The following is a 19440-nucleotide window of genomic DNA, read 5'->3' as shown; positions in this document are numbered from 1 at the left end:
CTGGCCGCTTGATTCGCGCAGAGAATGGCTAGGCTGATGACAGGGCCAGGTCGCCCGTATTGCGGCGCACACAGAACTTGCCGCTTTGTTTGCCGCTGTACATCGCCGCATCGGCCAGCTTGATGAGGCCGGCACCGTCCTGGCTGTCGATGGGCGCGATGGCGTAACCGATGGTCAGGCCCACCTGGACCTGGATGCCGCCCAGCGCGAAGGGCGATGAAAACGCTCCGAGCAACTTGAGGCCCAGTTCATGGGCTTGCGCCGTGCTGTGCAATTCGCCCGTCATCACCACAAACTCGTCGCCACCCAGGCGGGCAATCACGTCGGACTGGCGCAGGTGGCCCTGCAGGCGGCGGGCCACGGCCACCAGCAGCTCGTCGCCCACGTCGTGCCCGTGCTGGTCGTTCACGGGCTTGAAGCCGTCCAGATCCATCACGTAGACCGCCAGCAGATTTTCATGTGTGGCGCGCGCGAGGGCTGACGACAGTTCGATCTGCATGCCGCGGCGGTTGGGCAGGCCGGTCAACGGGTCGGTGTGGGCCAGCGAGTGCATGGCATCGAGCTGCTGGTTGGCGTGTTGCACCTTGGTGTGCAGCTCTTTGGTGCGCAAGCCCAGCACGCGCATGAACAGCAGCATGTCGAGGGTGGCAGAGATCTGGAACGAATGCAGCGTCCAGAAATTGACGGGCAGCGCCCCATTGATCACGCCGATGATGGCGGCGGAACCCAGCCCATACACAAACCACGCGATCAGCAAGGTGGTGCCAATGCTGTCGCCCGCGCGTGCGCGCCGCCAGGCGCCCGGCAGGCAGAGCAGGGCGGGCAGCGGGCCCATGATGCTGACGATGGCGGCTAACCCCTTCAGCGAGATCAGGTCAAGGGCAAACGCCACCCCCAGTCCCACGGTGAACAAGGCGCCCAGCCGCATGCGGCGCAAGAAGCGGCTTTGCGGGTTGTGCCCCTCCAGCGCCTGGCTCATGAACAGGAAGCTGCCCGTGATGGCCATGAGCGATGCCAGCCCCACGGCATGGCTCGTCAACCAGGGGCTGTGGCCCCACAGATACTGCTGGCCCACGCCAAAAAAGTGCAAGGAATACAGCAGGCTGCCGCTGGTGAGCAGCGCGTACTGGATGAACAGCGGCTCGCGCAGGCTGTACCACTGCGCCATGCTGTAGAAGATGAGGCACAGCGCCAGGCCGGTCAACACGCCTTGCAGCATTTGCTCGTTCACGGCCCGGCCCAGAATGCCGGTGGGCGTGTTGAACGTGATGGGCAAAATCATCGCGCCCCGGGTCTGCACCCGCAGCAAGAATTCGTAGTTCTGGCCTGCTTCCAGTTGAAACGCCTGCGCGGGCGTGCGCCCGGGCAGGGGCCGCTGGGCCCGCGGCACTTCTGTGCCCAGCACGCTGCGTTGCAGCACCTTTCCGCCTTGCAGCAGCAGCACATCAATGCGATTGAGGTCGGGGTGGTTGATTTCAAGCACCCACCTGCCGTCGGATGCGGGGTCCACCGTCAGGGGGATGTGCAGCCACACGGCATCCTTGCGCACTCCCAGCGTGGCATCTTTGGTGGGCTTTTGAAACTCGTCCAGCCGGGCCAGCGTCTCTTCGGCGGTCAACGTCAGTTGCTCATCGACCAGAAGCCGCAGGCGGGCCAGGCGGCCACTGTGTTGTCAGCGTCACGCAGCAGCAGCGGCCCTGCCGCCTGCACCGGGCTCAGGTGCGCTATCCACAGCATCCAGACAGCAGCCATACCCATGCACCAGCGCACAGAGGCCGCGCGCGGGCCCAGGCCTGTGAGCCAGTGGCTGATCAGCTGAAGAAACGAGATCTGCACGTGCTGAGACTGTTTGAGCGAGGGAAAGTGGGACGGATGGCCTCAGGGCGTAGCGGTGTGCCAGCACGCAGGCGTGGCCTCTGCCACCCACAGGGCTCGCGGGTGGCTCCACAGGAATTTCATGGGTTGCTCGCCCTGAACCCCCAGCCCGGCGAGCAACCGAGCGCAAGAAGAAAAAAGACGGGCGGCAAACGGCGGCATGATGTATCACCTTGTAACGCGCACCCTGTGTAGGGTATCGCGGGCCCAAAGCATGATGAATTTTTACAATTCCGTGCGTGCTGGTGCCTCCCACTACAGGCTTGATGGCTCGGGTGAGGGTAACCATCGGGGGCGCAGTTGCCTTCCGCCCACCAAACGGGGAAGGGCTCGCCGCTCAGCGGCCCTGGGTGACGGCCTGCAGGTTCAGCAGCGAGGCCTCGATGGCAGCCGCAGTGGCTAGGGGCTGCTCCATGGGGAAGAGATGGCTGCCGTCCAGCATCATGGTGCGGCCCTGGGTTACGCGCTGCGTCATGGCCATGCCCACCTGGCGCATTTCTTCCGAGTCGCGCCCGCCGATGAATGCGGCGGGGCACTGCAGCGGGTGGGTGCTGAGCAAGCGCCCCAGGTTGTGGGGCAGGGTGTTGTAGATGGCGGTTTCCACCGCCCGGTCAAAAGCCAGCACCCGTTTGCCTGCGTGGTCTTGCAGACCGTGTTCGATGTAGTCCTGCAGCACCTGGGGGTGCCAGCGGGCAAATGCCTTTTTCTTGCGAAAGTGCTCCAGGGCTTCTTCGTTGCTGGCCCAGCTTTCGCGGCGGCGGCTGCTGACCTTGCCGGGCGAGAGCGAGCCCACCACCTGCGTGCGCTTGGCCACGCCCAGGGCATTGGCGCGCCAGCCGCCGATGAGGGGCGAGTCAATCAGCACCACACCCCGTGCCAGTTCGGGGTGGCGTGCGGCAGCCATGACGCTCAAGAATCCGCCCAGCGAATGCCCCACCAGATACACCGGGTCGCCAATGCGTTGCACCTGGGCCTGCGCAAAGTCCACCAGTTGCTGCACCAGATGGGGCCAGTTGTTGGTCACCGGGTACTGGGGCTCGTGGCCGAAGCGTTCCACGGCGCTCACGTCCATGCCGCGTTCTTTCAGGTACTTGAACAGCAGCCGGTAGGTGCCGGCCGGAAAGCTGTTGGCGTGCGAGAAGACAACGGGCAGGTGAGGCGAGGCGTGGCGTGGCATGGTGGGGTGCGGTTGGTGAGGTCAGCCGGGGCTGGCGGTCAGATCAGCTTGTCCTGGGGGGTGGTGATCTTCTTGAGCGGCTTGCTGCGCGGGTTAGTCGTCAGGATGGGCGCCTGCGTGCTGCCGCCGTTCCAGGCCGGGTCTTCAATGCTGTCGAACACTTCGCGCAGCTTCTGGCCCCAGCTGTCGTGCAGCATGCGGAAGTAAGGGTTGTTCTCGTCAATGCACACCACCTTGTCGGTGCCAAAGCGGTCGGCTTCGTACACCACCAGGTCCAGCGGCAGGCCCACCGACAGGTTGGACTTGAGCGTGCTGTCCATGGACACCAGCGCGCATTTGGCGGCCTCGTCCAGCGGGGTGTCGGGCGTCAGCACGCGGTCGAGCACGGGCTTGCCGTACTTGGATTCGCCGACCTGGAAGTAGGGCGTCTCTGAAGTCGCTTCGATGAAGTTGCCTGCGGAGTAGACCTGGAACAGGCGCATGCCCTCGCCCCTGATCTGGCCGCCAAACACCAGCGATACGTTGAAGTCCACGCCCGAGCGCTTGAGGGCTGCGCCATCGCGGTCGTGCACATGGCGCACGGCGGCGCCCAGCACGCGGGCCGCGTCGAACATGCTCTTGGCGTTCCAGATGGTGATGCCTTCAGCGTCGTCGCGGTCCTTGATCTGCGTGGTCTGCAAAATCTCGCGCACCGACTGCGAGATGCTCAGGTTGCCCGCCGACAGCAGCACCATGAACCGGTCGCCCGTCTTCTCGTAGATCATCATCTTGCGGAAGGAGCTGATCTGGTCCAGGCCCGCATTGGTGCGGGAGTCGGACAGGAACACCAGCCCGGCATTGAGTTTGATGGCGACGCAGTACGTCATGGAAGAAGTGGGGGTCGTTGTAAGAGAGGAACCCGCGAGTTTAGTCCGGCGTGGGAAGGCACCCGTGTGCAGAGTGCGGGCCAGTAATTGCGTGTGCCGTAGCCGGTGTCCTGTATTGATAGCAACCAACGCTTGGTGGACAAGCACTGGAGGCCATTTTTACCTGATTAGCTACTTGCCTCAGATACCCCGGCATCCGTTCGGGCTGAGCCCGTCGAAGCCAGGGATTGCTGCGTGCGTGCAAGGCTTCGACAGGCTCAGCCCGAACGGGTGGGGAAGAGAAGGCGTCTGAGGCAAGTCGCTAATCAGGCATTTTTACTAAAGAATTGGCAGGTCCCAACCTTTTGCGTTCACCCGAAGTTCCGGCGACAGCCAAGGCCACTGCCGCCCCGGGGGTAAAGGGCTATTGCTTACGTGCCAGGCAGTGTGTGCCCGTCGCTCCTATCATCCGCCGCTTCACCTGGAGGGGCCTTGCCGTGTTGAACCCACTGATTTTGTCTGGAACCCGCCGCGCCTGCGCGCTGGCCTTGGTGGCATTGCTGGCGGCTTGTGGCGGGGGCAGCGCGCAAGACCCCGGCGATGGCGGCAACCCTCCAGAGCCACCTCCCGCACCGGCGCGTTCCGGCCAGCTCGAATCCGCCGCCTTGCTCGGCACCGTGCCGGCCGCTGATATCGCTGCAGCGCTGGCCGCCAAGGAGTCGCTGGCCCAGGACGTGGTGCCGCGCTACAGCGTCACCTCGTACCGGATCGAATACCTCACCACCGATGCCGACGGCAAAGAGGTGCGCGCCTCGGGGCTGGTCAGCGTGCCGCAAAAGCCAGCGGGTGCCAAAAGCCCGGTGCTCAGTTACCAGCATGGCACCCTCTTTCGCGATGCCGAGGCGCCCAGCAACAACGCGGTGGCGTCCGAGGTGGCGGTGGTGCTCGCATCGCTGGGCTATATCGTGCTGGCGCCCGACTACGTGGGCTTTGGCGCTTCCAAGGGCACGCCCCACCCCTACCTGCTGGCGGCGCCGTCCGCAGCCGCCACGGTGGATTTTCTGACCGCCACCCGCACCTGGCGCAGCCAGGCCAACGTGGCGGACAACGGGCAGCTCTTTCTGACCGGCTACTCCGAAGGCGGCTACGTCACCATGGCCACACACCGCGCGCTGCAAGCAAGCGCATCGCCCCACCTGCAACAGCTGCGCATGGTGGTGCCGGGCGCGGGGCCTTACAACGTGCAGACCACCATGGATGGCCTGGTGGACCTGGTGCGGCAAGAACAGCCGGTGATCGGCGCACTCATCAACCCGGGCTTCCTGCGCTACCTGGGCGGCAGCGTGCAGCGCGAGGTGCGCCGGCTGTTGCTGCGCGCGCTGATTCCGGACGATGCGGACGTGGTCTACGACACCCGGTTTATCGACCGCTTTCTGGCCGACGATGTGCGCTATCTCGAAGAAGTCAGCAGCGCCTACGACTACAAACCGAACGTACCTGTGCGCCTGTACCACGGCCGCGATGACCGCACCGTGCCCTACGCCAGCTCGGTCAGCACGTTGCGCGCCATGCATAACCGTGGCGCAGGCGACTTGGTCAGCCTGACTGAATGCCGCGCACAACCGGTGGCCGGGCACCTGCCCTGTGTGCCGCCGTTCATCACCTTCATGCTGGGGCAGCTGGCGCCGGTGGCACAGGATTTGTAAATCCAGTCACCGCTCTGATCAGACCTCCCAGAACGCCTCGATCAGTTCACCCTGCGCGTCCAGCAGCCACCACTCGATCACCACATCCCGCGGGCCCACACCCAGAAGGCCCAGCGCCCCCCGGGGTGCCGACAGGCGCGGGCAGCGCCACAGCTGGTCGCCCGGCTGCGCCATGGCCAGCACCCGGGTGCGGATGGAGTGCGGCACCTCGGGGCTGTGAACATCCACCAGCCGGTCCTCGCCGTCTCCCACTTCCTCGGGTGTCGCAGGGATGGGGTGCACGTCAGGCTCCTTCAGATGTGCTGCGTTGCAGGTTCAGCGCCAGGAGGCGGCGCAGGATTTCATCATCGGGCATGTTCGCCGTGTAGTCGGCCCAGCCGTAGGCCGCTGCCACGGCGGCGTCCAGTTGCGCGTGCGCAGCGGCCAGCCAGGCGGGCCGCAGGTTATAGAGGTTGGTCAGCGTGCGTTTGGCCAGCTCTTTTTCGAACCCCGGCTTGGGCACGATGCGGTCAGGGTAGGGCGATGTGCTCAGACCCAGCGGCACCACCTCGGGCACGGTGTGCGTCCACTCGGGCGGGTTCAGCCAGGCCTGGCGCAGGGTGTTCAGGCGCTGGGCGGCCTGGGCAATGGCCATGGCGGCGGGTCGTGGTGCTATTGGTGTGATAGCTGCTTGCGCTTGATGGACGGGCGCTGGAGGCTGATTTGGCTTGAAGTTTTCGGCACACAGGGTGTCGGGCAGGTCGGCCGGAATCAGCGCGCCGCCTTCCACCGCCTCGGTGCGCTGGTGCGCGGTGTCTGCCGGGGTGAGGCCTGCGGGGAAGGGGAAGGTTTCGAAGCAGGTGGTGGGGGTGTAGCGCGGGTCGTTGCCGACGCCCAGCCAAGTACACATGCGCAGCGACCAGAGTTCGTGGAAGCGGCTGTGCAGGATGCCGAAGGTGGTGTCGTCGGCGCGGGCGATCCCAACCACGGCATCTGAAATCCACGAAATGCTTGGAAACCAAACAAAGGTTCGGTGCTTTGCAACGCGGGTAGTGGCGATGTACCGAGGTACGTTCTTTGTTGCTCCACGCCATTCGGTGCCCAGTCGTCCATGCAGCCACCAGCGCTGCTTCCTGGATTCATCGCGGTTGGAATCGCGCATGGGTTTGACATGCTGTTGAACGTGCTCAAAGGGCATTTCATACAAACTGGCATCCGCTTGCGGCATGGCGCTGAAATCGACAACCCACATGCCGCGGGAGCGTGCGGTGATGTCTTTGCCATTGGTCAGAGGGCGAACCACATCAGCGTTGGAGCGTCCATGTGGGTTGGGCGTTTGCAGCCACTGTCGTGCTGTCTCTGCTGCCACCTCGAAATCGCCCACCAACACCGGGCCTTGAAAACTCACGCCTGCATTGGTGCGCAAGCGTTGCGCGGTGGAGAGGTCGTTGGCGTGCTCGCCTGCGGCATGCAGGTCGCTGTAGATCACCGACACGGGGGTGTCGTCAAGCAATGCTGACTGTTCGGCGGAGCCAAAAGCCACCAGCGAGACTCGCACCGCTGCACCGTCGTTCACCCACGGCTCGTCGCTCCAGGCGTCGAAGATGCGCGTTTGTGCGCAGATGGCATCGAGCACCTTGCGGTTGGCACCGCCCCGAATGGAGTTGGTGGCCACCAGCCCGGCGCGCTGCAAAGCCCCAGCCGCTATCTGTGCACGGGCCTTGTCAAACCAATAGCACACCAGGTCGGCGCCGCCGGGCACGCGGCCCTCGTAGGTGCTGCGCAGTTGGGTGGTGTAGGCATCGCCCAGTTCGGCGCGCATTTTCTTGTCCCCCAAAAACGGCGGATTCCCCACCACCACATCCGCCGCAGGCCACGCGGCCTCGCCGCCGCCCTCGGCCAGCAGCGCATCGCGGCACTCAATGTGCTCCAGGGTGTCGAGCACGGGGTTGGTCTTGAACTCGTAGCCGTGCGCCAGGCGCCATTGCAGTTCGCCGATCCACACGGTCACGCGGGCCAGTTCGGCGGCGTATTCGTTCAGCTCGATGCCCAGCACGTTGTGCGGGCCGGTCACCAGGTCGGCCTCGCGGTCCAGGCCCAGTTCGGCGGCCTGCAGGTGGCTGTGGTGTTCCACATCCTTTAGGCACTTGAGCGCGAGGTACAGAAAGTTGCCGCTGCCGCAGGCCGGGTCAAGGGCGCGGTAGTTTTTCAGCTCATCGAGCCAGGTGATGAACAGCGCGTGGGCTGCGCGGTAGTGCCTGTCACCTTTTTTGGCGATTTTGGCCGCCAGCGCTTGTATCTGCTGCGCTATAAGCTCCCATTTTTGTAGCAATGGGCGGCGGATGACAGGGTCGATCAGGCGCTCGATGGTGGCCGGGTCGGTGTAGTGCGCGCCCAGTTGGCTGCGTTTGGCGGGGTCGAGCCCGCGCTCGAACAGGGTGCCGAAGATGGAGACGTCGATGGCGCTCCAGTTCAGGTCGGCGGCGCGGCGCAGCTCGGTCAGGTCGGGCGCGGAGAGGGGCGGCACGGCAATGGTCTGAAACAGCCCGCCGTTGAACCAGGGAATATCGTCCACGCCATACAGGCCACCGTTTTGCATGGTGCCAAAGAGCTGCGTGAGGCCCTGCGTCAGTCGCTCGGGCGTGGCTTGTTTGTTGTTCACCAGACGCTCGAACATGCGACCAGGCAGTAGGCCCACGTCTTCCGCAAAGAAGCAGAACAGGCACTGCGTGAGAAAGTGCGCCACCTGGTTGGCGCGCTGTTGCTGGCTGGCGGTGTTTTCACCGGGCGTGGCGCCGCGCTGGCGCAAACCTTCTGCCAGGGCGGCAAAGCTGCGGGCGGCGGCCTCGGTGATGTCGCGGTTGGTTTGCTGGGGTTTGAAGCTCTCGGGCGCGGTCCATATGCGGCGCAGCAGGGCCAGGTTGGCTGGCTGGTCCATCTCGGCAATGCGCACCTCGTGCGTGGCACTGGGGTGGCCGGTGAACTGGGTGTGGATGCGAATCGTGAGCCGGTCAGACACCACCAGAATGGGCGGGTTGGAGAGCGCCAGGCTGTAGGTGAGCAGCTGCTTGAGCGCGGTGTCGAGGTTTTTGCCCGGAGCCTTGTTCTCCCACGCAAACACGCCACGCATGAAAACGTCGGCATAACCCGTCTTGCCGCCGATGACGGTACTCTTTTCTTCAAACCGGTAGCCCTCGGAACTGCCGGGCTTGGGCACACCAAGCAGTTCGCACAGGTCCAGAAAGTGGCTTTGCGCGCCTTGCTCTTCATTGAGTGCGTAGGCCGGGCCGGGCACGCCACCGGGCGCGCCCCATTTGGCGATGAAGTCTTGAGGGGTCATGGAATAGGGTGGTGAGTCCGCTGAGGTGCAGGTGGGACGGGAAGGCTGCAAAGTTGCCTCAAGCCCCCGCCATTTTCTTGAGCTGGTACAGCGCATCCAGCGCCTCGCGGGGGCTCAGCGCATCGGGGTTGATGGCGGCCAGAGCGGCTTCCACCGGGCTGGTGCCGGGGCCGTCGGGCTCGGGTGGGGCGGCAAACAGGTCCACCTGCACATCGTCCTCGCCCGCACGCTCTTCCAGCGCCGCCAGGGTGTGGCGGGCGTGGTGCAGCACGGGCGATGGCATGCCGGCCAGCTTGGCGACCTGGATACCGTAGCTGCGGCTGGCCGGGCCGGGCTGGATTTCGTGCAGGAAGACGATGTCGCTGCCCGCTTCGGCCGCGCTCACATGCATGTTGACGGCATGCCGCGCCTTGGCGGGCAGCTCGGTCAGCTCAAAGTAGTGCGTGGCAAACAGGGTGAAGGCGCGGGTCTTGTCGTGCAGGTGTGTGGCAATGCCGCTGGCCAGGGCCAGGCCGTCAAAGGTGCTGGTGCCGCGGCCAATCTCGTCCATCAGCACCAGGCTGTGGGGCGTGGCGGCGTGCAATATCTGCGCGGCCTCGGTCATCTCCAGCATGAAGGTGGACTGCGCGTTGGCCAGGTCGTCTGCCGCGCCAATGCGGGTGTGGATGGCGTCGATGGGGCCAATGCGGCAGCTGGTGGCGGGCACATGGCTGCCCATGCAGGCCAGCAGCGTGATCAGCGCCACCTGCCGCATGTAGGTCGATTTACCGCCCATGTTGGGGCCGGTGATGATCTGCATGCGGGTGTTGGCATTGAGCCGCGTGTGGTTGGCGATGAAGCTGGCGTTGGACGTTTCGGCCAGTCGCGCCTCCACCACCGGGTGGCGGCCACCTTCGATGTCGATGCAGGGCTCGGGCGCAAACTGGGGCGCGCACCAGTTGAGGGTGAGCGAGCGCTCGGCCAGCGTGCACAGCACATCGAGCGTGGCCAGGGCCTGTGCCAGTTGCGTGAGGGCGGGCACATGGGGCTGCAGCTGGTCCAGGATCTGCTCGTACAGCCATTTCTCGCGGGCCAGCGCCCGCTCGTTGGCCGACAGGGCTTTGTCCTCAAACGCTTTCAGCTCGGGCGTGATGAAGCGCTCGGCGTTCTTCAGCGTCTGGCGGCGGCGGTAGTCGTCGGGCACGCTGGCCAGGTGGCTGCTGGTCACTTCAATATAGAAGCCGTGCACCTTGTTGAACTGCACCCGCAGGTTGGGGATGCCGGTGCGTGCTTTCTCGCGGGTTTCCAGCTCCAGCAAAAAGCTGTCGCAGTTGGTCTGGATGGCGCGCAGCTCATCCAGCTCGGTGTCAAAGCCTTCGGCAATCACGCCGCCGTCGCGCACCAGGGCGGCGGGCTCCTCGGCAATGGCGCGGCGCAGCAGATCGGTGCAGCCTGCAGGCGGCTGCAGGTGGCTGAAAATTTGAGCCAAATAGGGCTCTGGCGCTTGTGCATTCAGCGCGAGCAGCTCTGCTTTTTGTAGCGTTTTGCCCAGGCCCACCAGTTCGCGGGGGCGCACCTGCCGCAGGGCGATGCGGGCGGTGATGCGCTCCACATCGCTCACGCCTTTGAGTTCGTTGCGCAACTGCGCCCAGGGGCCAGACCCGCCACCCGCGCCCCCCGCGCCGCGCAGTGCCGTGGTGGCCGAAAGGCGCCTGCGCGCTTCGGTGCGGTCGCGCTGGGGCTCCAGCAGCCAGGTTTTGAGAAGGCGGCTGCCCATGCCTGTCATGCAGGTGTCGAGCAGCGAGAACAGGGTGGGGGCGTCATCGCCGCGCAGGGTTTTGACCAGCTCCAGGTTGCGCCGCGTGGTGGCGGGCAGGTCGATCAGGTCGTCGCCCCGCTGCACCTGCACGGTGTGGATGTGCGTGAGCTGGCGGCCCTGGGTGTGCTCGGCGTACGCCAGCAGCCCGGCGGCGGCGGCGTGGGCCTCGCCCAGCCCCTGCGCGCCCCAGGCCTGCAGGCTGGCCGCGCCCAGGTGCTCCAGCAGCTTGCGCTCGCCCAGAGCACTGTCAAATTGCCAGTCGGGCCGCAGGCTCATCGGGCAGGTGAAGGCGCCCCCCTGGCGCAGCACCTGCAGCTGCTGCTCAAAGCGCTCGGTCACGCCCGCGCTGTAGATCACCTCGCTCGGGGCTACGCGGCCCAGCCAGTGGGCCAGCTCGTCCTGGGTGCATTCGGCCAGGTGCACGCGGCCCTGTGTCACGCTCAGCCACGCCAGGCCGCAGCGCGCGCGCGGGCCTTGGTGCACGGCCAGCAGCATGGATTCGGTTTTGTCGGAGAGCAGCTCGGTGTCCGTCAGCGTGCCGGGGGTGACCACACGCACCACCTTGCGCTCCACCGGGCCTTTGGCGGCGCCCACCTCGCCCACCTGCTCGGCAATGGCCACCGATTCCCCCATCTTGATGAGGCGCGCCAGGTAGTTCTCTAGTGCATGGAAGGGCACGCCCGCCATCACCACCGGCTGCCCACCCGACTGGCCGCGCTGGGTCAGGGTGATGTCGAGCAGCCGCGCGGCTTTCTCGGCGTCCTGCCAGAACACCTCGTAAAAGTCACCCATGCGGTAAAAGAGCAGCGTGTCCGGGTACGCGGCTTTCAGGCCAAGGTACTGCTGCATCATCGGCGTATGGTGCTCGAAGGTGTCGGACATGCGGTGCGAATGGAAAGACGAAAGAAAAACAGGGCCAAGCGGGGTGCCGCGGCGAGAGGCGTGGACTGTAGCAGGGCCAGGCGGCGTCTGTTGTTTCACAAATCTTTGACGATTTGCAGCGTTTTGCTGTTACCTTTTGACATACTGTGGCTGGCGACGCACCACGCTGCGCCGTTGCGGGATACCCTTTCTTCTAATTTTGCAGAGGTTCCAGAGCGATCGTGATTTCTTCCGAACTGCTGACAGATCTTCTCTATCCCGAGGGAGACACCCTGATGGGCCCCCTCGCACATGGGCGCATGCAGGCGTTGCTCGATGCCGTGCCCGTGGGGCTGCTGGAGTTTCGCCTGGAAGAGGATGGCCTGTACCTCTGGGCCTCCAATGCAGCCGCGCGCCGCATGCCGGGCTTGGGCTTGGTGCGCGAGGAAGGCGTGCTGGCGCAGGTGGTGTTTGACCAGCTGGCGCACACCACACTGGTGGAGCAACTGTGCGCAGTGGCGCGCCTGGGTGTGCCGCTGGATTGCCGCCAGGTAGTGCGTGAGGGTACACGGCTGCTATTGGCCTGGGATCTGTCTGCCAGGCGCGTGGCAGATAACTGCATCGTGGTGAGCGTGCGCGATGTGTCTGAGGCAGAAAACCTGCGCATGGCCCTGGCGCAGGCCGAGAGCGCCCTGGCCGATGCCCGCCGTGATCTGCAGGAGCAGACCGAGGTGTTCAACACCATGGAAAGCCTGGCACAGACCGGCCATTGGCGCCGCATCGAAGACCCGGGCGAAACGGTGCTGCTGTGGTCGCCTGGTCTGTGTGACATCGCGGGTTTTGAGCGGCAGGAATGGCTGAGCAACGAGCGTGCAGTCAGTGGCATTCCGGCCGAAGACCGGCCGGTGTTTGACCAGGCCTGCCGACGGGGTGATGGCTCGGATGTGGAATACCGCTGGCGCCGTCCCGATGGCGAGGTGCGCTGGATGCGTTCGCGCGTACGGCACTCGCGCTCGCGCGATGGCATGGTGGTGTACATGGGCGTGGTGCAGGATGTGACCGAGGAGCACCGTGCGGCAGAGCAGTTGCGTGAACAGCTGCTGTTCATCCAGCGCATCGCCAGTCGCATCCCCGGTTTCATTTACCAATACCGCCTGCATTCGGACGGCACCACTGCCCGTGTGCAGTACATCAGTGACGCGGTGACCCAGTTCCTGGGCGTGACGCCCCACGAAGTCGCTCAAGACCATGACTTGCTGCTCAAGCACGTGCTGCCCGAGGACGCCCCGCACCTGCGCCGCTCTGCGGTGGTGTCAGCGCGGCGCATGCTGCCGTGGCGCTGCGAATACCGTGTGGTGGGGCCTGACGGCAGCGTGCGCTGGCACATGACCAGCGCCGTGCCCCACAGGGAGCCGGACGGCACCGTGCTGTCGCATGGGTTCACCATGGACATCACTGACCGTAAGCAGGCCGAGCAAGAGATCAAGCGGCTGGCCTTTTATGACGCGCTCACGGGTTTGCCCAACCGACGTTTGTTGCTAGACCGCCTGCAGCGCGCCATCGTGGCGGGGCAGCGCACCAAGGCCCAGGGCGCGCTGTTGTTCATTGACCTGGACAACTTCAAGGACCTGAACGACACCCTGGGCCACGACATGGGCGATCAGCTGCTGTCCCAGGTGGCCGCGCGGCTGGTGGCCTGCGTGCGCGAGACCGATACCGTTGCCCGTTTTGGGGGCGATGAGTTTGTCGTGATGCTTGAAAACCTCAGCAGCCATCTGCATGAGGCTGCCTCGCAGGCAGAAGCTGTGGCAGACAAGCTGCTGGCCAATCTGAACCAGCCGTTTGAGCTGGGCGGGGCGCGGCACTACAGCACGCCCAGCATTGGCATCACCTTGTTTGGGGAACATCGCCTCTCGGTGGACGAATTGCTCAAGCGGGCCGACCTGGCGATGTACCAGGCCAAGGCTGCGGGCCGCAACACCCAGCGCTTCTTTGACCCGGAAATGCAGGCGGCGGTGAATGCCCGCTCGAACCTGGAGGCTGACCTGCGCCAGGGCCTGGCGCGCAGCGAGTTGCTGGTGCATTACCAGCCGGTGGTGGACCATCAAGGCAAGCTCGTCGGTGCCGAGGCCCTGGCCCGCTGGCGCCACCCGCAAAGGGGCATGATCAGCCCGGCAGAGTTCATACCCCTGGCAGAGCAGACCGGTTTGATCCTGCCCCTGGGGCAAGCCGTGCTGCGCAGTGCCTGCACCCAGCTCCATCTGTGGGCTCAGCACGAAGCCACGGCCCACCTCACCCTGTCGGTGAATGTGAGTGCCCGCCAGTTTCGCCAGCCAGGCTTTGTGGCGCAGGTGCTCGACACCCTGCGCGAATGCCAGGCGCGGCCCCACAAGCTCAAGCTCGAACTGACCGAGAGCATGCTGCTGGGGGATATTGAAGACGCCGTGCAGCGCATGGAACTACTCAAGAAACAGGGCGTGGGCTTTGCGCTGGATGACTTCGGCACCGGCTATTCCAGTCTGAGCTACCTCAAGAGGCTGCCGCTGGATCAGGTCAAGATCGACCAGAGTTTTGTGAGAGATGTGCTGAGCGATCCCAACGATGCGGCCATCGTCAGAACCATTCTTGCGCTGGCCAAGAGCCTGGACTTGCAGGTGGTGGCGGAGGGCGTGGAAACAGCCGGGCAGCTAGGGTTTTTGCGTTTGCACGGGTGTGATGGGTTCCAGGGATACTTGTTTGGGCGCCCGGTGCCCGTGCACGAAATGGACGCTCATATCTACCCCGCGCTTTGAGACGCAGCGCGCGGGTACGGAGGCAAGGGGAGGCAACACATGTGCTGCAGCGCCTTGAGGCGCGCGGCGTTTTGAGGGGAACGTGTGATGAATGAGGAGCCATTCCAGTGCACGCCTGCGGTGCCTAGCCGGAGGAACCTATGGCGGTAGGGGTGAAACGCTCGGGTACCGGCGTTGCCACGCTGCTGGACAAGGTGCTGGGCCGCAATGCGCCGGGCTGGCGGGGTGCATCCGTGGTGTTGGTCGCCGCCACCTTGGCTGCCTGGCTGACGGTGGAAGTTGTCGCCCATTGGCTGGCGATGGAGCGCGCCCAGGAGCGCCACGCCAAGCTGCAGCAAACCGCCGATGCCCTCGCGTACCAAGCCATGGGGGCTGGCATGCTCGGGGCGGTGTCTTTGCTGGGCTTGAGCGAGCCCCTGCTCAAAGACATGGCCCGGGGTACGGTGCCGCCTGACCACCCCGCTGCGCTTGCGCGCCTGACCGTGGCGCGCGAGCGTTTCCTCGTCAACGGCGTGTATGTGATTGCCCGCGATGGAACGGTGGTGGCCCATGAAACTGCGGGGCCTCGCTCCACCGGTGTGAACCTTGCGTACCGCCCTTATTTCCAGCAGGCGATGCAGGGGGGGCATCAGCGTGTACGCGGCCATTGGCGGCAATACGCACGAACGCGGGCTTTACTACGCAGGGCCCCTGTATGACTCCGATTCGCCCTCGGGCGCCATCATTGGTGTGGTGATGTTCAAGGTGGGGATGGAGTCGGTCGATGGCCTGCTATCGCGGGTGGGTTTGCCGGTTTTGCTCTTGTCGCCGCAGGGCGTGGTGTTTTCATCCGCCCGGCCTGAGTGGCTGTTTGCCGTGGCGCCGCCTTTGACCCAGGCGCGCATCGACAGCATTCGCGCCACGCGCCAGTTTGGCAGTTACTTTGACAATGGCCTCGCCTCCGAGCTGCCTTTCAGCGTGGACGCATCACACGTGGTTCTGAACGGCGTACCCCATGCCATTTCGCGGCGTGCCGTGGATTGGAAAGACCCCGGAGGGCAATGGCAGCTCTTGATGCTGGACGATGTGAGCGGGCTGATGCCCTGGTCGCAGCGCCTGCAAGTGGGCTTGGCTGCTTTGATGTTGTTTTCCATGCTGGGGTGGCTGCTGCTGGATCTGCTTCGCAGCAGGGCACAGGTGACGCGCGCGCTGGAGCGCTTCAAGGTGCTGGGCACCGCCCTGGAAAGCAGCCCGGTGGCTGTCGTCATCACAGACAGTGAAGGCTTTATCGAGTGGGTGAACCCGCAATACGAGCGCAACTGCGGCTACACGCTGGAGGAGGTCAAGGGTCGCAAACCTTCGGTCGTGGCGAGCGGGCAAACGCCTCCTGCAATGTACCAGGCCATGTGGGCAACCTTGTTGTCAGGCCAGTCGTGGCGCGGCACCTTCATCAACCAACGGCGCGATGGAAGCCTTTACCACGACGAAGTCACCTTGTCGCCCGTTTTTGATGAGCGCGGCAAGCGCATTGCCATCGTGGGTTTGCAAGAGGAAGTGTCTGAGCGCATGCGCGCCCAGGCAGAGCTGCAGCGCCGCGAGCGCATGCTCAACGAACTGCTGGAGCAGCAGACCGCCATCTTCGACAACGCCCCGCCCATCGTGCTGATTTGCGATCGGCACTTGCGCCAGTTCAACCCTGCGTTTGCTGAGTTGATGGGGGAGAGCACGGCACAGCTCCAGGGGCGCCATGCGTCTTTCCTGTTTGGTGGAGAGGCGCCGTTCGAGGCGTTCCGCTCCAAAGTCATGCCAGGCCTGCACCCGCATGAAGCGGTGCGTGACACGGCCGTCCTGTCGCGCCCTGATGGCAGTGTTTTCCACGCCCGGCTCTCTGGGCGCCGGCTGCAAATGGAGGGCTTCGCCAACGCCTCGCTGTGGGTGATCGAGGACGTGACCGAGGCCCGCAAGGCCGAGGCTGCGCTGCGCGAAATCCACGAGCGCCTGGAGCTGGCGCAAGAAGCGGGCAAGATCGGCGTGTTTGACGTAGACCTGCGCAGCGGCCGCATCCTCTGGTCGTCCAAACTGTCCGTCATGATGGGGTTTCCGCTCGACAAGCAACCCCTGTCCCGCGACGAGTGGCTGGCCTGCCTGCACCCGCAAGACAGGCAACGCGCCCGCGACCATTTCGACGCCTGCATCAACGGCACCCAGGACTCTGTACGTGATTCCTGGCGCGTGGTGCGCCAGGATGGCGAAGTGCGCTGGTTCCTGGAGGCCGCCCGCATCTTCCGCGATGAGGCCGGAAAGGCCACCCGGGTGGTGGGTGTGAATGTGGACATCCATGACCAGAAACAGCTGGAAGCCCAGGTGGCGGCGCAGCTCGATTTTCAGCAGGCCCTGATCGATGCCATCCCGGTGCCGCTGTTCTACAAGGGGGCGGATGGGCGCTACACCGGGTTCAACCGCGCGTATGAGCAGGCCTTTGGCGTGAATCGCTCAGACTTCATTGGCAAGACGGTTCAGGAGCTGGCGTTCTTGCCCGAGGAGCTGCGCATGCAGTTCCGCCGGGATGCCGACGAGGCCTTGCGGGGCAACCAGACAGTGCACCGCGAGGTGGACTTGCCCTATGCCGATGGGCAGATCCACCACACGTTGTTCTGGCTGCACGGTTTTGTGCGCCCGGACGGCACGCCGGGTGGCGCCATCGGCACCTTTGTGGACATCACCGATCGCAAGCTGGCGGAGCAAGGCCTGTTGCGCGCGAAAGAACTGGCGGAGGAATCGACGGCGCTCAAGTCCAACTTCCTGGCCAACATGAGCCATGAAATACGCACGCCGATGAACGCCATCATTGGCATGTCGCACCTGGCGCTCAAATCGGGGCTCAGCCCGCGCCAGCACGACTACGTCAGCAAGATTCAACAAGCCGGCCAGCACCTGCTCGGTGTGATCAACGACATCCTGGATTTTTCCAAAATCGAGGCAGGCAAGCTCGCGGTGGAAAACCAGCCATTTGTGCTTGATCGCTTGCTCGAAAGCGTGGCCGATGTCGTGGGCTACAAGGCGGGAGCCAAGGGGCTGGAACTGGTTTGCGATGTCGCCAGCGACGTGCCTCCCAATTTGGTGGGTGATTCGCTGCGGCTGGGGCAGATTCTCATCAACTACGCCAACAACGCCATCAAATTCACTGAAAAAGGCGAAATCTCCATCGTGGTGCGCATGGTGGAAGAGCGTGGACAGCAGGTGCTGCTGCGCTTTGAGGTGCGCGATACCGGCATCGGGTTGACGCCAGAGCAGATGGGGCGCCTGTTCCAGAGCTTCCAGCAGGCTGATACCTCGACCACGCGCCGCTATGGGGGCACAGGGCTGGGCTTGGCCATTTGCAAGAGCCTGGCCGAGCTCATGGGCGGGGAGGTGGGCGTTGTCAGTGAGTTTGGTTGCGGCTCCACGTTCTGGGTGACCTTGCCGCTGGAGCGGGGCGCGCCAGCGCGGAACTTGCAGCCACCAGCTGATTTGCGTGGCCAGCGCGTTCTGGTGGTGGATGACAACCATACGGCGGCGGCCGTTTTGTCAGACATGCTGGTGGCGATGGGCCTGGAGGTGGATCAGGCTTACTCGGGCCTGCAAGCGCTGCAAATGCTGCGCGAATCGATGGCCCAGCAGCGCTTGTATGGCCTGCTGCTGCTGGACTGGCACATGCCGGGCATGGATGGCGTGGAGCTGGCGCGCCACATCCGCAGCCTGGGCATGCCCCGCGTGCCGCAAATGTTCATGGTGACCGCCTATGGCCGGGAAGACGTCATGCGTGCGGCCCGCTCTGAGGGCATAGAAACCGTGCTCATCAAGCCGGTGAATGCATCGGTGTTGCTGGACACCCTGATGCAGCCCCTGGACGGCGCAGGCGGCAGCACCTCACGCACATCTGCGGCCGCGCCTGCGCCTGATGTATTGCCAGTGGCTATTCGTGGCGCACGCGTGCTGCTGGTGGAGGACAACGAACTCAACCAGATCGTGGCTGTGGAGCTGTTGCGCGATGCGGGGTTTGTGGTGGATGTGGCGGACAACGGCCAGATGGCTTTGGACCAGTTGCACCAAACCTCGTATGACGTCGTGCTGATGGACATGCAAATGCCGGTGATGGATGGGGAGACCGCCACCCGGCAACTGCGGCAGGACCCACGCCTGCAAGACCTGCCTGTGATCGCCATGACCGCCAACGCCATGGATGCAGACTGGCAGCGCTGCTTTGCTGCGGGCATGAATGACCACGTTGCCAAACCCATCGAGCCTGCCGCGTTGTGGAGCGCCTTGTCCCGCTGGATCAAGCCCCGGCCAGGATTGGGCGAGGCCGCGATGCCCCCAGCGGTCGGGGCAACTCCTGGCCAGGCGCCGGTGCTGGCCTCAGTTCCGCGGCTGACAGGGTGGCCGCCGGTGGTGCAGGGCCTCAATACGGCTCTGGGCTTGCAGCGCGCCCTGGGCAAGCCCGCGCTGTACGCCGATATGCTGGTGCGCTTTGTCCAGGCCCAATCGTCCGTTGTGGCCCAGATTGATGCGGCGATTGCAGCGGGCAACCAGGGGCTGGCCGAACGGCTTGCCCACACGCTGAAATCCGTAGCAGCCAACATCGGTGCGCAAGAGGCCTCGGAACACGCCCATGCGCTGGAGCAGGCCCTGCGCCACCAGCCTGCAGGCGCATCCAGCGCGCAGGTGCTGCCCTTGCTCGGCGCTCTGGCGGCGGCCATGGAGCCCTTGGTGGCAGGCCTGCAAAGCTGGGTCGATCAGTCCGGGGCTGCGTCGGCTGCATTCGCTCCGGGGCTGGCCGCGCAGCAATCGCCCACGGCGGATGTGCTGGCTGTGGATGACGTACTCACCCAGCTGCGTGATCTGCTATCGCAGGACGATTCGGCAGCGCCCCATTTTTTGCAACACAATGCAACAATTCTGGAAGCTGCCCTGGGGGATGGGTTCGCCACGGTCCAGGCCCAGGTTCGCAATTTCGATTTCGAGCAGGCACTGGAGCATCTTCCCGAGGGGCAGGGGGGCGTGCAGTCGCCCGGCCCGGATTCTGGTCAAGCTCTCTGAACGGTGTAT

Annotated in this window: 11 protein-coding genes and 1 pseudogene; 5 read left to right on the top strand and 7 right to left on the bottom strand. The window is 64.7% G+C overall.

All coding sequences use genetic code 11. The features are described from left to right. Window positions 1–28: 28 nt before the first annotated feature. The 4 genes from BDD18_RS17635 to BDD18_RS17625 form a co-directional block, all read right to left on the bottom strand. Window positions 29–1618, bottom strand: a complete 1590-nt coding sequence (locus tag BDD18_RS17635; protein WP_244939132.1) for a diguanylate cyclase — start codon at window positions 1616–1618, stop codon at window positions 29–31. A gap of 2 nt (window positions 1619–1620) precedes the next feature. Then, window positions 1621–1836 carry a hypothetical protein gene (locus BDD18_RS22580; RefSeq protein WP_244939131.1) on the bottom strand — a complete coding sequence of 72 codons (216 nt, stop codon included), beginning with the start codon at window positions 1834–1836 and terminating at the stop codon, window positions 1621–1623. A gap of 376 nt (window positions 1837–2212) precedes the next feature. Beyond that, complete coding sequence (locus BDD18_RS17630; RefSeq protein WP_142084765.1) at window positions 2213–3052, bottom strand: alpha/beta fold hydrolase; 840 nt, start codon at window positions 3050–3052, stop codon at window positions 2213–2215. 38 nt (window positions 3053–3090) lie between these two features. Continuing rightward, window positions 3091–3918, bottom strand: coding sequence for a proteasome-type protease (locus tag BDD18_RS17625; protein WP_066689983.1), 828 nt, complete (start codon window positions 3916–3918; stop codon window positions 3091–3093). 476 nt (window positions 3919–4394) lie between these two features. Here BDD18_RS17625 and BDD18_RS17620 point away from each other — a divergent pair, with 476 nt between their 5' ends. Further along, a complete protein-coding gene (locus BDD18_RS17620; RefSeq protein ID WP_244939130.1) occupies window positions 4395–5603 on the top strand; it encodes an alpha/beta hydrolase family protein in 1209 nt (402 codons plus the stop codon). Window positions 5604–5621: 18 nt separating this feature from the next. On the opposite strand, the gene BDD18_RS17615 is transcribed toward BDD18_RS17620, so the two are convergent. The 3 genes from BDD18_RS17615 to mutS are packed head-to-tail and all read right to left on the bottom strand — an operon-like array spanning window position 5622 to window position 11602. Beyond that, window positions 5622–5885: a hypothetical protein gene (locus BDD18_RS17615; RefSeq protein WP_142084763.1), complete on the bottom strand. Its 264-nt coding sequence runs from the start codon at window positions 5883–5885 to the stop codon at window positions 5622–5624. Window position 5886: 1 nt separating this feature from the next. Continuing rightward, window positions 5887–8922, bottom strand: coding sequence for a class I SAM-dependent DNA methyltransferase (locus BDD18_RS22575; protein ID WP_244939129.1), 3036 nt, complete (start codon window positions 8920–8922; stop codon window positions 5887–5889). Between the two features lie 58 nt (window positions 8923–8980). Beyond that, the gene (mutS, locus tag BDD18_RS17605) at window positions 8981–11602 is read right to left on the bottom strand and encodes a DNA mismatch repair protein MutS (RefSeq protein ID WP_142084759.1); all 2622 of its coding nucleotides are present in this window, start codon (window positions 11600–11602) and stop codon (window positions 8981–8983) included. Window positions 11603–11877: 275 nt separating this feature from the next. Here mutS and BDD18_RS22985 point away from each other — a divergent pair. The 4 genes and pseudogenes from BDD18_RS22985 to BDD18_RS17595 all read left to right on the top strand — a co-directional run. Next, window positions 11878–12657, top strand: a pseudogene (locus tag BDD18_RS22985) (PAS domain-containing protein); the annotation flags it as partial. Beyond that, the gene (locus BDD18_RS17600; RefSeq protein ID WP_420837338.1) at window positions 12637–14373 is read left to right on the top strand and encodes a putative bifunctional diguanylate cyclase/phosphodiesterase; all 1737 of its coding nucleotides are present in this window, start codon (window positions 12637–12639) and stop codon (window positions 14371–14373) included. The pseudogene BDD18_RS22985 and the gene BDD18_RS17600, both read left to right, overlap by 21 nt. 140 nt (window positions 14374–14513) lie before the next feature. Then, window positions 14514–15071 (top strand): PDC sensor domain-containing protein, encoded by a 558-nt coding sequence (locus BDD18_RS22855; RefSeq protein WP_338071831.1) that lies wholly within the window; start codon window positions 14514–14516, stop codon window positions 15069–15071. After that, window positions 15007–19431, top strand: coding sequence for a PAS domain-containing hybrid sensor histidine kinase/response regulator (locus BDD18_RS17595; RefSeq protein ID WP_338071830.1), 4425 nt, complete (start codon window positions 15007–15009; stop codon window positions 19429–19431). Before BDD18_RS22855 ends, BDD18_RS17595 begins: the two co-directional genes overlap by 65 nt. The last annotated feature ends 9 nt before the right edge of the window (window positions 19432–19440 follow it).

It is taken from the genome of Acidovorax temperans (assembly GCF_006716905.1).
GTDB classification, from domain to species: domain Bacteria; phylum Pseudomonadota; class Gammaproteobacteria; order Burkholderiales; family Burkholderiaceae_C; genus Acidovorax; species Acidovorax temperans.
This window is presented reverse-complemented; position numbering and strand designations above follow the sequence as displayed.

Bases quoted from the DNA above. Each gene is read 5' to 3' on its own strand.
- BDD18_RS17630 (WP_142084765.1), bottom strand. From the start codon at position 3,052: ATGCCACGCCACGCCTCGCCTCACCTGCCCGTTGTCTTCTCGCACGCC.
- BDD18_RS17625 (WP_066689983.1), bottom strand. From the start codon at position 3,918: ATGACGTACTGCGTCGCCATCAAACTCAATGCCGGGCTGGTGTTCCTG.
- BDD18_RS22575 (WP_244939129.1), bottom strand. From the start codon at position 8,922: ATGACCCCTCAAGACTTCATCGCCAAATGGGGCGCGCCCGGTGGCGTG.
- mutS (WP_142084759.1), bottom strand. From the start codon at position 11,602: ATGTCCGACACCTTCGAGCACCATACGCCGATGATGCAGCAGTACCTT.
- BDD18_RS22855 (WP_338071831.1), top strand. From the start codon at position 14,514: ATGGCGGTAGGGGTGAAACGCTCGGGTACCGGCGTTGCCACGCTGCTG.